This is a genomic window from Allobosea sp. 10N428, from assembly GCF_056394545.1.
The window spans coordinates 40,937-56,630 of sequence record NZ_JBFTIC010000010.1 but is presented as its reverse complement, the minus strand read 5'-3'; the positions used below and the strand labels follow the sequence as shown (position 1 = coordinate 56,630).

12 protein-coding genes and 1 tRNA gene are annotated in these 15,694 nt (G+C 64.2%); 7 read left to right on the top strand and 6 right to left on the bottom strand.

Annotated features, from left to right (window positions below; translation table 11 throughout):
- The first annotated feature begins 115 nt into the window (after positions 1–115).
- Entirely contained in the window at positions 116–1,717 is a 1,602-nt protein-coding gene (locus AC1DDA_RS23495) for an HAL/PAL/TAL family ammonia-lyase (RefSeq protein WP_476797598.1), read from the top strand.
- Between the two features lie 108 nt (positions 1,718–1,825).
- On the opposite strand, the gene AC1DDA_RS23490 is transcribed toward AC1DDA_RS23495, so the two are convergent.
- A complete protein-coding gene (locus tag AC1DDA_RS23490) occupies positions 1,826–2,731 on the bottom strand; it encodes a LysR substrate-binding domain-containing protein (RefSeq protein WP_441513660.1) in 906 nt (301 codons plus the stop codon).
- 215 nt (positions 2,732–2,946) lie between these two features.
- Between AC1DDA_RS23490 and AC1DDA_RS23485 the strand changes: the two genes are divergently transcribed.
- From AC1DDA_RS23485 to AC1DDA_RS23465, 5 genes are all read left to right on the top strand, one after another.
- Positions 2,947–4,338: an ABC transporter substrate-binding protein gene (locus AC1DDA_RS23485; RefSeq protein WP_476797597.1), complete on the top strand. Its 1,392-nt coding sequence runs from the start codon at positions 2,947–2,949 to the stop codon at positions 4,336–4,338.
- Between the two features lie 99 nt (positions 4,339–4,437).
- Positions 4,438–5,082, top strand: coding sequence for a dimethylsulfonioproprionate lyase family protein (locus AC1DDA_RS23480; protein WP_476797596.1), 645 nt, complete (start codon positions 4,438–4,440; stop codon positions 5,080–5,082).
- A complete protein-coding gene (locus AC1DDA_RS23475; protein WP_476797595.1) occupies positions 5,079–6,032 on the top strand; it encodes an ABC transporter permease in 954 nt (317 codons plus the stop codon). The genes AC1DDA_RS23480 and AC1DDA_RS23475 overlap by 4 nt, the downstream gene beginning before the upstream one ends.
- Positions 6,029–6,922, top strand: a complete 894-nt coding sequence (locus AC1DDA_RS23470) for an ABC transporter permease (protein WP_476797594.1) — start codon at positions 6,029–6,031, stop codon at positions 6,920–6,922. Before AC1DDA_RS23475 ends, AC1DDA_RS23470 begins: the two co-directional genes overlap by 4 nt.
- Positions 6,923–6,925: 3 nt before the next feature.
- Positions 6,926–8,917: a dipeptide ABC transporter ATP-binding protein gene (locus AC1DDA_RS23465; protein ID WP_476797593.1), complete on the top strand. Its 1,992-nt coding sequence runs from the start codon at positions 6,926–6,928 to the stop codon at positions 8,915–8,917.
- Positions 8,918–9,170: 253 nt separating this feature from the next.
- On the opposite strand, the gene AC1DDA_RS23460 is transcribed toward AC1DDA_RS23465, so the two are convergent.
- From AC1DDA_RS23460 to AC1DDA_RS23445, 4 genes are all read right to left on the bottom strand, one after another.
- Positions 9,171–9,245, bottom strand: a tRNA-Thr gene (locus AC1DDA_RS23460).
- Positions 9,246–9,354: 109 nt separating this feature from the next.
- Positions 9,355–10,017, bottom strand: coding sequence for a ligase-associated DNA damage response endonuclease PdeM (gene pdeM, locus AC1DDA_RS23455; protein ID WP_476797684.1), 663 nt, complete (start codon positions 10,015–10,017; stop codon positions 9,355–9,357).
- A 53-nt stretch (positions 10,018–10,070) separates the two neighbouring features.
- Positions 10,071–12,557, bottom strand: a complete 2,487-nt coding sequence (locus tag AC1DDA_RS23450; RefSeq protein WP_476797592.1) for a ligase-associated DNA damage response DEXH box helicase — start codon at positions 12,555–12,557, stop codon at positions 10,071–10,073.
- Positions 12,558–12,678: 121 nt separating this feature from the next.
- Entirely contained in the window at positions 12,679–13,590 is a 912-nt protein-coding gene (locus tag AC1DDA_RS23445) for an alpha/beta hydrolase (protein WP_476797591.1), read from the bottom strand.
- Positions 13,591–14,074: 484 nt separating this feature from the next.
- On the opposite strand from AC1DDA_RS23445, the gene AC1DDA_RS23440 reads away from it, so the two are divergent.
- Complete coding sequence (locus AC1DDA_RS23440) at positions 14,075–14,623, top strand: YqhA family protein (RefSeq protein ID WP_441513668.1); 549 nt, start codon at positions 14,075–14,077, stop codon at positions 14,621–14,623.
- A gap of 101 nt (positions 14,624–14,724) precedes the next feature.
- Here the strand turns inward: AC1DDA_RS23440 and AC1DDA_RS23435 are convergent, their stop codons facing one another.
- Complete coding sequence (locus AC1DDA_RS23435) at positions 14,725–15,684, bottom strand: class I SAM-dependent methyltransferase (protein ID WP_476797590.1); 960 nt, start codon at positions 15,682–15,684, stop codon at positions 14,725–14,727.
- Positions 15,685–15,694 lie beyond the last annotated feature (10 nt).

Here is a 15,694-nt window from a genome sequence, read left to right as displayed (position 1 = left end):
CACGTAATTTTTCATCATTTGCGAACGTATATCGAAATTACCAAGCTCTTTCCCTACATAAAGGGGAAGAGAAATGTCAAAATATAGCCTTCTATCGTGTATTGCCGGAAGTTGTATGTTACTGGCATCCGCGGCGCACGCTGATGTAATCTTGACGGGGCGCGATACGACGCCCGAGATGATCGTGCGAGTGGCCAGGGGAGAAAAGGTCGTCGTTCCTTCCGAGAGCCTCGAAAAAGTTTCGAAGGCGTTCGATATTTTGCTGCTTGGTGCCAAGGAAGGGCAGGACATCTACGGTCTTACGGTCGGCGTCGGCTGGAACAAGGACCGCAAGACGGTGGATGCGAAGGGCGAGCTGACGCCCGAGCTGCTGGAAGCGTCGCGCCGCTTCAACGAGGGGCTGCTGCGCGCGCATTCCGTTGGTGTCGGCCCGGACACCGAATTGGATGTTGTCCGTGCGGCGATGGCGGTGCGCCTCAACAACATCCTGACCGGCGGCCCGGGCGTGCAGAAGAGCGTGGCCGACATGCTGCTTGCATTTCTCAACGAGCAGATCACACCGATCATGCCGTCGCGCGGCTCCGTCGGACAAGCGGACATGACCCTGCTCAGCCATGTGGGATTGGCGATGCTGGGTGAAGGGGAGGTCGACTACAAAGGCAAGCGCGTGCCTGCCGCCGAGGCTTTGCAGGCGGCCAAGATCGAGCGGCTGAAGCCCTTCGGCAAGGATGGCTTGGCCATCCTCAGTTCCAATGCCTATGCCGCCGGCCTTGGCGCGCTGGCGATCCATGATGCGGAGCAGATGATGGCAAGCTCCGAGATGGTCTATGCGCTGAGCCTGGAGGGGCTGAACGGGAACATCTCGCCGCTGCTCGATGATGTCGCCGCATTGAGGCCCTTTCCCAGCTATAGCGGCGCAGCCAAAAAACTCAGAACCTTGCTGGCAGGCAGCTATCTCTGGCAACAGGACGACAAGCGCATCCTCCAGGATCCTTTGAGTTATCGTACGGCTCCCTACCTGTTCGGCAGCATGGCTGACAGCATTGCGCGGACCAAATCTCTCCTCCAGATCCAGATCAACTCTTCCGACGACAACCCGGGCGTCGCGCTCGGGGTGCGCCCGAGCTCCGATCTGCCGCAGGCCAAGCGCGGCTATGTCGAGGGCGGCGCCGTCCTGCCAACCGCCAATTTCGACCCGCTGCCCTGGGTCATCTCCTTCGAGGAATTGGGAATCGTCCTGGCTCATCATGCGACGGCTTCGTCCGAGCGCACCTTGAAGCTGAACAACCCTCAGCACTCCAAGCTGCCTCGCTACCTCGCGGCCGGCGAGGCGCAGCATGCCTTCCTGGTCGTCGAAGCCCCGCTGATGGCGATTGCAACGGAAACCCGGGCGCTGGCGCAGCCCACCTCATTCGACTCGCGGCCCATCGCCGGCGGGGTGGAGGATGTCGGCACGAATGCTCCCCTGGTCGTCAGCAGGGTGCGTGCGCAGATCGACAACAGCTTCACAATTCTCGGTATCGAGTTGATCCAGGCGGCCCAGGCTGTGGACCTGCGCCTGGCCGAGCATCAAGACCGGCCGCTATCGGCCGCGACGACCGCTTTCAAGCAGGCCTTTCGCAAGAAAGTGCCGTTCCTCGATAAGGACCGTGCGCTCTCCCCCGACGTTGCGGTGGCCGCATCCTTCTTGAAGGACTGGCAGCAACGTCGAGATTGAGCCCTTCCCGACATCGCTCGATAAACTCTCTGCCGTCACCTGGCGTGGCGGCAGATCTGTTTTGTAAAATCGATCACTGTTACGCTCAAATGCCTCGGGGATGGCAATCTACTGGGACTGAATCCAGCGCAGAAACTCCCGAATTGGCCTTTCATTGCCGCGCCTTTGCAGATGCGCGAGATACCAGCCGCCGGGTTGCATCACATCGGCCGGCACGGGGATCGTCAGATTGCCGCTGCGCAGGTCCGCTTCGACCAGGAAATGGGGAACCACCACCAGGCCCTGGCCGTTCATCGCTGCCTCGATCGCCAGCAGGGTGCTGTCGTAGCGCGGCGCGCTCTTGTGCAGCAGGGCGGGCAAGCCAAGGCTCTGAGCCCATATCGCTGTATCCTCGGCCGCACCGGCTATCGACAAAAAGGGGAAATGCGACAAGTCCTGAGGTGATGAGATCGCCTCAGCAATCGTTTGCGAACAAACAGCGACGAGCCGTTCCTTTCTCAACAAGGTGTAACTCACCCGCGCACGTTCGGGTGTGCGGGAATAAACCAATCCGACATCGGCATGATCGGGATTGAAATCCCAATCGAGAAGGCCGGCATTCAGGCTGACTGTCACCTCCGGCGAGACTTCGTTGAAGTGATGCAGCCTGGGTATGAGCCAGCGAACGGCGACCGTGACATAGACCTGCACGGTGAGTGATCCCTTGGCCGGCGCCTCTCGGATGAGGTCCGTGGTCAGGGAGATGCGATCCAGGGCGTCCTGGATGACGGACAGATACAATGTCCCCTTCTGGCTCAATTCGACCCGCCCCGGCTTCCTGATGAAGAGCTGGGTGCCGAGATTGCGCTCGAGCGACGCGATCTGGTGGCTGATGGCGGATTGCGTGAGGTTCAGCTCGAGTGCGGCATTCTTGAAACTGCACAGCCGGCCCGCCGCTTCGAACACGCGCAAAGTGGCGAGGGGAGGGAGCGTTCGTCGGATCACGTTGGGCGCTGCCGCATGAATCTCATTCATCTAGCGGAAAATTCTTGTCATTTGCAAGACGCCGACGCGGCTCATTAGCATTCACGCAAATGACAAAAAGGGGATCGCAGATGAGGAAGACATTCGCAAAGTGCTCCATCCTGGCGCTGACGCTTGGCGCAAGCATGTTTTCGGCGGGGAATGCGGTTGCCGCGGGCAAATGCATTCGTGTGCTCGGTTATGAATCCGACGGCGAAAAGCAAACCATGGACCCGGCTGCGCTGATCGGCACCGACAGCGCCTATCACATCCGCGCCGTCTATGAGCCTCTGGTCGGCCGCAGCAATGCCATGGAGCCCATTCCGGTCTTGGCCCAGTCCTGGGAATCCAACGCCGATGCCACCGAATGGACCTTCCATCTGAGGCCGGACGTCAAATTCCATGACGGCTCGGATTTCGGTGCGGCCGACGTGGTCTACTCCTATCGCCGCCTGCTCGACCCGGCGGTTTCGCCTGGCGGATTTTCGACGCTCGCCTTCCTGGATGCAGATGGCATCACGGCGGTCGATGCCCACACGGTGCGCTTCAAGGTCAAGCAGCCGGTCGTGGAGCTGCCGATGCTGATCGCCACGAAATATGCCCTGATGGTGCGGGACGGCGCCAAGAGCGAGGACCTGAAAATCAAGGGCAATGGCACCGGCCCCTTCCGGCAGGAGACCTTTTCCATCAACGGTCCGGTGCGGGTGATGCGCCGCAACGCCCAGTATTGGCGGGCCGGCCTGCCCAAGGCCGAATGCCTGCAGATCACCACGAGCCTGGAATCGACCTCGCGCCTTTCGGCCCTGCTGTCGGGCTCGGTCGACCTGTCGCTGGCGGTCGATCCGGTCAGTCTCATCACCTTGAAAAACAATCCCGCGGTTTCGCTCGCTTCGACCCCCGGTGCCACCTCGCTCTATCTTGCGGTTTGGACCGACACCGCGCCCTTCAACGACCTGCGCGTTCGACAGGCCCTGAAGCTGGTGATGGATCGTCAGAAGATCCTCGAGACCGTGCTCCTGGGTTACGGCGAAACCGGCGGCGACACGCCCATCCCGCCAAGTTCTCCCTTCGGTCTTGCCACGCCGCCCAAAGCGGCTGACGTGACGAAAGCCAAGGCGTTGCTTGCAGAATCCGGCCATCCAAACGGCATTACCTTCGATCTCTATACGTCAGATTCCTATCCGGGCATGCTTCTTCTTGCCCAGGTCTACGCGCAGATGGCAAAGCCCGCCGGCATCAAGGTCAATGTCATCACCGCGCCCGCCGAAGGCTATTGGGACACGATCTGGCGGAAGAAGTCGGCCGTGATCTCCTACACCAGCGCACGCCCGCCGGCCGAAGCCCTGACGCTCTCGCTCAACAGCAAGTCCGAGTGGAACGAGACGCATTGGTATCGGCCTGATTTCGACGCCCTGGTCACGAAGGCCGGACAAACCGCCGACCCGTCGCAACGCACGGCGCTCTATCGCGACGCCCAGCGCATCGTGGCCGAAGAGGGCGGCATGATCCTGCCGATCTTCACCTCGGCCGTGGCCGGGCTTCGCAAGGGCTGCAGCGGCTACGCGCCCCATGTCGACGTCAATCGTATCGACTATGCCGAACTGAGCTGCACCGAGTAGCTCCGCTCTTCGACGCCATATCAGATCCAATCCCAGCCTCAGGAGCCGCCGGCTCCTGAGAAAGGCCTTCTCATGCCGCTTAATCGTTTGAAGACATTCATGCTCCGCTTCGCGGATGGCCTCGATCAGCCGCAACATCCGGTGGCCTCGGCCCATGCCGCTCGCCTGCGGAACCTGGCAGAGGAGCTGGCGACGAGCCGCAGCGTCCCGGGGGCACGCACGCCGATCCAGGCCGCCTGCGAAGCCGAACTGATGGCCGAAGGCGATCGCTCGCCGCTGGCAAAGGCACTCCTCGACCTGCTGCCTTTTGTCCATGTCACGCGCAGCCCCAGCTATCTGGCCGCACCGCCCAGCCCGAGCTTCGCGGATAATTACGGCTATGCCGTCATCTGCGGCCCGGAGAATGGGCCTCCCACATTGCTGACGGACAGCGAGATTGCCTTCGGCTTGATGTTCCTCGGCCCGCGAACGCATTATCCGCTCCACCACCACCCGGCCGACGAAATCTACTATCCGCTGACCGGCCCTTCGTTCTGGCAAGCGGGAGTCTCGCCCTGGGTCCAGCGGCAGGCCGGCGAGATCATTCACCACCCCTCCTGGCTCCCCCACGCGACATTGTCCGCCGACAGGCCCCTGGTGCTGCTCTATGTTTGGGAGGGCGACCTGCACACCGATTCAACCTTCCTGCCGGCATCGTCCGTCACGCCTGCGCCGCAGAACGCAAAGGGGGCCGCGCTGCCATGAAGGTTCTTCGCCTCGTCTTGGCCAGGGTCTGCTTGTCGGTCTTCACCTTGTTGCTGGTGTCTCTCCTGATCTTCCTCATCCTGGAGGCTCTGCCGGGAGACGCCGCCACGCGCATCCTCGGACGCGATGCCACGGAGAAGGCGCTTGAAGTCCTCCGGCAGCAATTGCATCTCGATCAGCCGGCCTGGAGCCGGTACCTGACCTGGCTCACCGATCTCCTGCACGGCAATCTCGGCACTTCGCTCGCCACTGGCAGGCCGATCGCAGACGTGTTGGCCCCGCGCATCGTCAACACGCTGCTGCTATCCTCGCTGGCATTCGCCATCTATGTCGTGCTCGCGATCATTCCAGCCATCGTCCAGGCGACACGGCGGGGCGGCATTGCCGATAACGTGATCTCCGTGATCACCTTGCTGCTGCTGTCCTTGCCGGACTTCTTGCTGGCAACCATCCTGCTCTTCGTTTTCGCGGTGGCATTGCCGATCCTGCCGGCCTTGTCGACGATATCGGAGACCAGCAGCTGGGCGGACACGCTGCGCGCCATGGTTCTGCCGGCGGTCACGCTGGCCATCATGATGGCCGGCTATGCGATCCGGGTCCTGCGCGACAGCCTGATCGAGGTACTGCGCTCCGACTATGTCCGCCTGGCGGAGCTGAAGGGCCTGCGGCCGCGTGCCGTGCTTTGGCGCCACGCCCTGCCGAATGCGATCGTGCCGGCCTTGAACGTCACCGCGCTCAATCTCGGCTTTCTGATCGGCGGCGTCGTCATCGTGGAGCGGGTGTTCTCTTATCCCGGCTTCGGCACGCTTCTGATCGACGCCCTGCAATTGCGCGACATCCCGCTGATCAAGGCGACGGTGCTGATCAGCGCGGCCGTCTACATCACGGCAAATCTGCTTGCGGATCTCGGCGCCACCCTCCTGCAACCCCGCTTGAGGACAGCTTCATGACATTCATCAGGCTCGATAGCCGTCAGGGACGCCGGACGCTGCGCATCGGCGGCTGGAGCTGGCGCGACACGCCCGGCGCCTTCCGGGTCGGCACGACGATCCTCGCCGCCCATTTGCTGTTCGCCTGTGTCGGCGCCCTGTGGACGCCCTTCGGCTATGCCGAGATGGCGACGGGCATGCCCCTGTCGGGCATGTCCTGGCTCCATCCGATGGGGGTCGATCAGATCGGGCGCGATGTCTTCAGCCGGTTCATGTACGGCGCCCACATCGTGCTCTTCCTCGCCTGCGCCGGCACAATCCTCGGCATGGTCGCCGGCACGATCCTGGGCCTGGTTTCCGGCTATGTCGGAGGCTGGTTCGACGAGATCGCACAACGCCTTGTCGAGGCGATGATCAGCATCCCGTTTCTGGCCCTGGCACTCGTCGTCATCATTGCCGCAGGTCCGTCCCTGTCGGGAAACCCGCTCTTGATCGTCTTCGTGGTCGGCCTGGTCTACACGCCTCGCATCGCCCGCATCGCCAGAGCGGCGGCGATGGAAATCGCCACGCGCGAATATGTCGCCATAGCCCAGCTTCGCGGCGAGGGCCTTTGGTCGATCGTCCTGCGCGAAATCCTCCCCAACGCCGCGAACGTCCTCTTGGTCGAGTTTTCGCTGCGCCTGAGCTATGCGCCCATCCTCATCGGGGCGCTCGGCTTCCTGGGCTTCGGCATCAGGCCGCCCACGCCCGAATGGGGGCTGATGATCAGTGAAAATCGCAATCTCCTGATTGCTTCGCCCGCAACGGTGTTCGGCCCCGGCCTCGGCCTCGCGTCGCTGGTCATCGGCCTCAATCTGTTCACCGATGGCCTGTCGCGCATGCTCGGCCAGCGCCCGATGGTTGGAGCCTGAACCATGACTAAGCTGATCGCCGTCGACAATCTGTCGATCGCCTATGCGGGCCCGGCAGGATGGACGAATGTCGTCGAAGGCGTCTCCTTCGACATTGCGCGTGGAGAAGCCTTCGGGCTCGTCGGAGAATCCGGTTCGGGCAAATCGACGGTGGCCTATCGACTGCTCGGCTACCAGACGCCCGGCAGCCGGGTCCAGACAGGGCGGGTCCTTTTCGATGGGACCGATCTGCTGCAGCTGGATGCGCCATCGCTGGCCGCGCTGCGCGGACGAAGGATTGCCTTCGTGCCGCAGAACCCCACCACGGCCTTGAGCCCGGGCATGCGCATCGGATCGCAGATACGCGAGATGATCTCGGCCCATCGGGCCCTGGCAGACGATGTCGCCATGGACGACCGGCTGCGGGAGCTCTTCGGCTTGGTGGGGCTTCCGGACGTCGGCCGGCGCTATCCCCACGAACTCTCCGGTGGCCAGCAGCAGCGCGTCACCATCGCGATGGCGGTCGCCTGCAATCCCGATCTTCTCGTCCTGGACGAACCGACGACCGGTCTGGACGTCACGACCCAGCGTCAGATCGTCGGCTTGCTGTCAGCGCTCCGACGCCGGATCGGCATGGCGATGCTCTATGTTACCCATGATCTTGCCCTGCTGGCCCAGATCGCCGACCGGGTCGGCGTCATGTATGCGGGCAGATTGGTCGAGACCGCCGGTTGCGAAACCCTGCTGTCCCGGCCTCTTCATCCCTATTCGCGCGGTCTGATCGCCTCCATACCCACGATCCGGCACGCCACTCTCGGCGCCACAGGCCTCAGGGGCGTGTTGAGCCGCGACCAGATGCCGGATGGCTGCAAGTTCCAGCCGCGCTGCGATGCGGCCATTGAAGCGTGCCGCTCGGCGCCTCAGTCCCTCAGAAATGTGGATGCCGGCCATGCCGTGGCCTGCATGCGCTGGAACGAGCTTGCGCCACCCGCGCCGCCGCCGCGGCTCGGCAAGGCCCCGGACGGCGCCGGCAGTGCGACCGGCAATCTGCTGTCGCTGCAGGATCTGACGCTCTCCTACGCTCGCCCCGGCTGGCTGAAAACCCTGTTCGGCGGTGAGGAGAAAATCACCGCGCGCGAGATCGAGATCGAGCTGAATGCCGGCGAGATCGTGGCTCTGGTCGGCGAATCCGGCAGCGGCAAGTCGACGATCGCTCGCGCCATCAGCGGCCGACTGGCGCCCCTGTCAGGATCGATATGCCTGTCCGGTGAACGGCTGGAGCCGGGGCTTTCCCGTCGTTCACGCGAGCAATTGCGGCAGATCCAGTATATATTCCAGAACCCGGACGCATCGCTGAACCCGCGCCGCAGGGTCCGGGCCATCCTTGAGCGCCCGCTCGATCATTTCGGCATCGATTTCGATGCCGCGGCGCTCGAAAACGCCCTGGAAAGCGTCGGTCTTCACGCCAATTATCTGGAGCGCTTTCCCGAGCAATTGTCAGGCGGCGAACGCCAGCGTGTTGCGATCGCGCGCGCATTGCTCGTCAAGCCGCAGCTGTTGATCTGCGACGAGATTTTGTCTGCGCTCGACGTTTCCGTGCAGGCGAAGATTGTTGAGCTGCTGGCCTCCTTGAAGGCGCAGCATGCCGTTGCCATGCTGTTCATCTCGCATGATCTGGCCGTGGTGCGCCAATTGGCCGACCGGGTGGCCGTCCTCTATCTCGGCGAACTCATGCAGGTCAGCCGGACCGACGCCCTCTTCAGCTCGCCTTGGCACCCCTATACGGAAATGCTGCTGCGTGCCGCGCCGGATCTGCGCAGGGATGACTATCGGCCGATGCCCCCGGCGATGCCCCAATCCGTCGCTGTGCAAGGCAAGGGATGTGCCTTGGCCGGCCGCTGTCCGCGCCAGGTCGACGATCGATGCGCACAAAGCCGCCCGCCTGTTCAACGCATGGCAGATGGTTTCATCCGCTGCCACATACCTTCGGATCAGCTCATGGCGGCGGCAGGCTAGCAGGTTCCATCGCAACCAAGGCCAGGGCGCGCTGCTGGAAGCAGGGCGAGGCGCCGTCCGCAGCGAGCCCGCGCCGCCTTGTGGTCCAGGACGGCGCAATCGTGGCGCTCCGGCGGGCCGCCCGGCGTTTGCCGTGGTCGAGAAAGAAGTTTGGGGCGCTCGCGCTTGGCGGCTTCAAGCGCTGTTCGTCTCGAAGCCGGGCCGACGAACCCTGGCGGCGCAACGATTTTCCGAAATTTCGGATGCTTCAGGCTGGTGCTGCCAGAGAGGATCGAACTCTCGACCTCTCCCTTACCAAGGGAGTGCTCTACCACTGAGCTACGGCAGCAGGATCGTCAGCCAACCCGCGACGCTAGCCCGGAGGCGTTTCGCGGCGCGGCTTCGTTGCGAAGCGGCGCCCTGATGCCACAACCAGATGACAGGCGCAACCCGCTCTTTCAATCCGGCAACAATAACCGTGGATCAATTCGGAAGAGCCGGCCGTCGCCGAGGAGATGCGCGCTCAAACCATCGCGGAACAAGGGCCGGAATGCGATGTCGCGCAGGTTGAGGCCGCCGGCATAGGCGCCCATCGCCGGCATCACGCAGCGGCGCGGCGACAGGGCGAAGCAGCGGCGCCGCAAAGCCCGTCCACGCAGCCGCACTTTCGCGGTCGGGTGGAGGTGCCCGGCGATCTCCGGCCCGGTCGCGGCGCTATCCGGCTCATGGCGGAGCGTTACGCCGGACAGCATGACCGTCTCGGCGCTGTCGCCGCCCATGGCGCGGCTGATCGCCGGGTCGTGGTTGCCGGTGATCCAGAGCCAGTCGCGGCCTCGTTGCAATTCGCGCAGCGAGGCGAGCGTTGCGTGGGCGAGCCTGGCTTCGGCCTTGCGGTCGTGGAAGCTGTCGCCGAGCGCGATGAGGCGCGCCGGCTGATGGCGCCGTACCACCGTGGCAAGGGCGGTCAGTGTCGCGGTCGAATCATAGGGTGGCAGCATCACGCCGCGCGCCGCATAGGCGGACCCCTTTTCGAGATGGAGATCGGCGACGACGAGCGTGCGCTCCTCCGGCAGCCAGAGCGCGCCGGAGAGATCGGGCACGATCGCGAGCCGGCCCAGCATGAAGGCTTCGTTCGCCTTCGACAGCGCTCTGTCCAGCCCTGGAGCGGCAACCGTCACGCCATCGCCTCTTCGGTCAGCATCGCCTCCGCCTCCGCCAGGATCTCGTCCGCCGCCTCGCCAAACACCGCCTCGCGCCCGATCTCGAGCATCACCGAGACGCCGAGCGGCGAGACATGATCGAGCGGCTGATGCACGATTCGCCCGCTGATCCGTGTCAGCATCTCACCGAGACGGCGAATGTCGAGCAGGCCTGTCGCCGCATCGGCGCGGGTGGCCTTGAGCAGGATATGATCGGGCTCGTGCCGGCGCAGCACATCGTAGACGAGGTCGGTCGAGATCGTCACCTGCCGCCCGCTCTTCTCCTGGCCCGGATAGCGGCGCTCGATCAGCCCGCCGATGATGGCGCAGGAGCGGAAGGTGCGCTTCAACAGCGCTGATTCCGCCAGCCAGTCTTCAAGGTCGTCGCCGAGCATGTCCTGTGCAAACAAATCATCGAGGCTGAGCGCTCCGCGCGCGATCGCCGCCGACATGTCGGCGAGCGTCCAGCAGGCCATGCCGTAGTCGTTGCAGACGAAGCCGAGCGGGCGCATCCGGGCGCGCTCGAGCCGCCGCGTCAGCAGCATGCCCAGCGTCTGGTGGGCGAGGCGGCCTTCGAAGGGATAGGCGACGAGATAGAAGCGCCCGCCGCGCGGAAAGGTCTCGACCAGAAGTTCGCCGGGCTTGGGCAGGCGCGATTTCCGCTTCTGGGCATGCAGCCACGCTGAAACCTCCTCCGGCAGCGTGTGCCAGAGATTGGGCGAGGCCAGGATGGCGCGCACACGTGCAGCGAGGAAGGTCGAGAGCGGGAACTTGCCGCCGTCATAGGAGGGGATCTTCGGATCGGTGCCGGCGGCGGCGCGTGAACAGACCGCCTCGTTCTCGACGATGCCCTCGAAGCGCAACACCTGCCCGGCGAAGACGAAGGTGTCGCCCGCCACCATGGTTTCGGCGAAATACTCCTCGATCTCGCCCAGCACGCGGCCGCCGCGCGTGATCGTGCCGCTCTGGCCGGGCTTGCCCGCTCTTGCCCGGCCGAGCCGGACCTTCAGCATCGTCGCCTCGACGATGGTGCCGACATTCATGCGGTATTGCTGGATGATTCGGGCATTGCTGGCGCGCCACAGGCCGGCCTTGTCCTGCCGGAGTTTGGCGAAGCGCTCATAGCTCTTCAGCGCATAGCCTCCGGTCGCGACAAAATTGACGACGGCGTCGAAATCGTCGCGGGCGAGATCGGCATAAGGGGAGGCGGTGCGGACCTCCTCGTAGAGCGCATCGGCTTCGAACCCATCGGAGCAGGCGGCGCCGAGGACATGTTGGGCGAGCACGTCGAGCGCGCCGATGCGTGGCGGCGGCGTGTCCTGTGCAGCTTCGTGGACGGCTTCGAGCGCGGCGCGGCATTCCAATAGTTCGAAGCGGTTGGAGGGCACCAATAGCGCCTCGGAGGGCTCGTCCATGCGGTGGTTGGAGCGGCCTATGCGCTGGATCAGCCGGCTCGCGCCCTTCGGTGCACCGAGATTGACGACAAGGTCGACATCGCCCCAGTCGATGCCGAGATCGAGCGTCGCGGTGCAGACCACGGCCTTCAGCCGCCCATCCGCCATCGCCGCCTCGACCTTGCGGCGCTGCTGCGCGTCGAGCGAGCCGTGGTGCAGGGCGATCGGCAGATTGTCGTCGTTGAGGTTCCACAGCGCCTGGAAGGCGAATTCCGCCTGCATGCGCGTGTTGACGAAGACGAGCGTCAGCTTGTGCGTGCGGATGGCCTGATAGACCTCGGCCATCGCATGCAGCGTGGTGTGGCCGGCGATCGGCAGGTTCCGCTCAGTGTCGAGAATGCCGATGCGCGGCTTCGCGCCACCCGCGACGGTGACGAGCCCGGCCGGTGTCTCGGTGCCGCCGAGATAGCGTTGCAGATCGGCCGGTTCGCGCACGGTCGCCGAGAGGCCGACCGCCGAGACCTGCGGCGCCAGCGCCTTGAGCCGGGCGAGATCGAGCGCAAGCAAATCGCCGCGCTTGGAGGTGACGAGCGCGTGCAGCTCGTCGAGCACGATGCGACGCAAGCTGGAGAAGAAGGGCGCGGCGTCGCGATGCGAAACGAGAAGCGCGAGCTGTTCTGGCGTCGTCAGCAGAATGTCGGGCGGGCGCTGGATCTGGCGCACCCGCTTGGCCGCTGAGGTGTCGCCGGTGCGCGTCTCGATGGTGATCGGTAGCCCCATCTCGCGCACGGGTGCTTCGAGATTGCGGGCGATATCGACGGCCAGCGCCTTCAGCGGCGAGATATAGAGCGTGTGCAGCCCGTCATGCTTGCCGTCGCGCTCGGCGAGTTCGACCAGCGAGGGCAGGAAGCCGGCGAGCGTCTTGCCGGCGCCGGTCGGCGCGACCAAGAGCGTCGAGCGACCGGCGCGGGCTTCTTCCAGCAGCGCGAGCTGATGCGGCCGCACGCTCCAGCCGCGGCTGGCGAACCAGGCCTCGAAGGCGGAAGGGAGCGGGGAGGGCGCGGCCATACCGGTCGAAGATAGGGCGAGGCGAGAGAGAACGAAAGGGGAATAAAGAAGCTGTCGCTGCTGCTGGCAGCGAAGCTGGCGCCGGTTCACTGAGAGAGGTCGGAATGGCTGGTTCCGCCCCTTAGCGGTCGCTCCTCGGTCGTTGTACGAACGCGGCCAGGGCTCCGATCACGCCATCCGCGAGAGGGCGATCCGGATCCTGGTAGGTTGCGATGTTGGCCGTCCGGTCATCGGTAGCGACTTCCTTCAAGACATGGTTTGCGTTCGGAAGGAGGACCAATTCGGCATTAGGGTGTGCTTGGCGCAATCGTTCCGCGTCAGTTCGTCCGACCTGGATATCGCGAAGTCCCTGGAGGATCAGTGCCGGTCCCGTATAGGCCGCGATCAGTTCGGTCGGGTCGAGCGCGAAAGCGCTGATTAGGAAGCCTTGCACCTCGGGTCGAAACAGCGGGAGCAACGCCGGATGGATGTCTTCTGGCGCGGCCCGCTGCCCGGCCTCAAGCCGTGCGATGATAGCCTCTGCTTGTTTGCGGATGGGTGCATTGGCGGGGTTCGCCCCGATCTGGTCGCGGAGCACATCGCCAAGTCTACGTCCTGTCGCCGAGACCAGCAGCAGCCCGCAGATGTCGGGGGCCCGTTGGGCCGCGACCAGGGCCGCCAGACCGCCTTCGCTATGACCCAGAACCCATACACATGAAGCGCCCATCCTCTGACGAATAGTTGCAACCCAAGTTCGGATGTCGGCAGCGTAGTCCTCTATGGTGACGGCATTGGCGTCTGGGATAGCGCCCGCGCTGCCGAACATGCCCCGCTTGTCGATACGCACGCTTCTGATTCCGCGCGCGTCCAGCCCTTCCGCGATCAACCGGTAGGAAGATGCTCGGACGCCGAGCGGGTTGTTGCCGTCGCGATCAGTCGGTCCTGAGCCCGGGACGATGAGAACGACCGGGGCATCGGAGTTCGACGGTCCCAACGCGGTTCCCGAGAGCGGCCCTGCGGGACCGGGCGCCTCGATCACGTTAGGATCACTCATCGGCGCTGCCTCCGGTCGAGAAGTGGCAAGGGTCATGAGGCATGCCAGAACAAAGCAATTCACCCAGCGCTTCATCATAGAGCCCTACAGTTGTAGGAAGAATCGACACGGACTGTATATCCCCGTCAACCCGTTGCGGTCACTCATCCTCGCCTTCACCAAGCATCGCAACCAACTCTTCTGGCTTCATACGCTTGAAAGTCCGCTCCCGACCCAAAGCGCGCTCGGGGAAGGTCCGGTGTCGGGCAGTTTGGCAGGCTGGCCAATCCGGGCGTCGAGAGCGTCTGTTTTCAGAACGCTCGGCCCCACGGGGTCCCAAATTCTTCGCTAGCCGCATGCGGGCTCGTGGGCGCTGCTACAAGCAGAGTGACCCTGACCGCCGCATTCCATCGCAAATCACCTTGTGATTGGCGTGACCGGGCAATTCTGGCAATTTGAGCCTTCGCGAAGTCCGCCCCGGGTCAGAAGCCGCAGGGAGTTCGTCATGGATCGCTTGCGTTTGACGCTCGAAGCCATCATCGCAAATTCCCGTTGGTTCCTTGCTCCATTTCTCCTTGGTCTGATACTCACCCTCGCGGCGCTGCTCTTCAATTTCGCGATCAAGCTGTTTGAATTTTTCACGCGCGCACAGATTTCCGACCCGTCCGAAATCATCGTTGGCAGCTTGAAGCTGGTCGACATTGCCCTCACGGCGAACCTGATCGTCATCGTGATTTGCTCAAGCTACGAGAATTTCTTGGCGCCGATCAACGTGCAGCAACGTCCTGCATGGCCAATGAGTCTGGCAAATGTCGGATTTTCGGGCCTGAAGCAAAGGCTGCTTGCATCCATCGTAGCGATCGCGGCGGTGAACGTCCTCGAATGGTTCCTGGATATCGAGAACAGCGCGGATAGCATCAAGCTCGGATGGCTCATCGCGATCATGTTGGGCTTTGCGCTGACCATGCTGCTCATGGCGATCGCGGATCGCGTCGGAGAGGTTGAGCCGCCAAAGGATGAAGGACGCGCGAAGATCACCGGAGAGCGGCCGTAATCCGCGCAAGGCACTCTACGGAGCCTTGTCGTTCGACATCGTCCGAAATCTGCCGAGGTGCGAAGCGAGCGGTCCGTTGGCGCCCCGCAGCAAACCTTCCCTTATCGCCGCTCCGCCACGACCAGCAGCCCCGGCACGGGGGCTCCGCGATCCTGCCGCGTGCTGGCGGCTTCGGTCAGTATCGGAGTGAGCCCTGCTTCCATCAATCGTTCTTGCAGCCTGCTCTCCGCATGTGCAAACCGCCTGTCCTCGCCGACCACCACGCCCTCGCCGGGATGCGTCTGCACTGTAAAGGCGAGCAGGCCGCCCGGCTCCAGCACGCGCGCGCTCTGGGCGAAGCAGGGCGCGAGCTCCCCGAGATAGACGAAGACATCGGCGGCGACGACGAGGTCGGCCGAAGCGTCCGGCCGGCTGGCCAGGAAGCTCGTCAGCCCCGCGACGGCGAGCTTGTCGTAGAGCGGCGTCCCGTCGGGCGCCATCTTGGCCCGCGCTCGTTCGATCATGCGCGGCGAGAGATCGCAGCCGGCGATGAAGCCGCTCTGCTCGTGGATCGCCTCGCCCATCAGCCCGGTGCCGCAGCCGAGATCGTAGACCGTGTCGAACCGGAAGGGCCGGCCGGCGTTGCTGCAGCAGCGCACGAGCGCCGCCTTCAGCAGGGCAGGCGCGTTGTATTGCAGGGTCTCGGTGAGGTGGCTGTCGAAACGGTCGGCATAGGCGTCGAAGAGCGCGCCCGAGAAGTTCTCGGACGTCGCCTGTTCGGCCGGGATCGCTCCGATGCGGGCGAGGTCGAGCCGCGCGCCGAAATGATCGTTGGGGTCGAGGTCGAGGCATTGCCGCCAGGCTGTGGCGGCGTCCTCCTTGTGGCCGAGGGCTTCCTGCGCCAGCCCGTAGAGGTGCCAGGCGGCGGTGAAGTGGTAGGCCTGCGCCAGCGTCTGGTCGAGGATCTCGACGGCGGCTTGCGCGTCGCCCTCCTTCAGCGCAGCCTCGGCCCAGCCATAGCGGCGGTCGAGCACCGGGTCGCCGGAACTCGCGAAATACGTGGTCTGGCCCTTTTCGGTCATGATTGCGGGT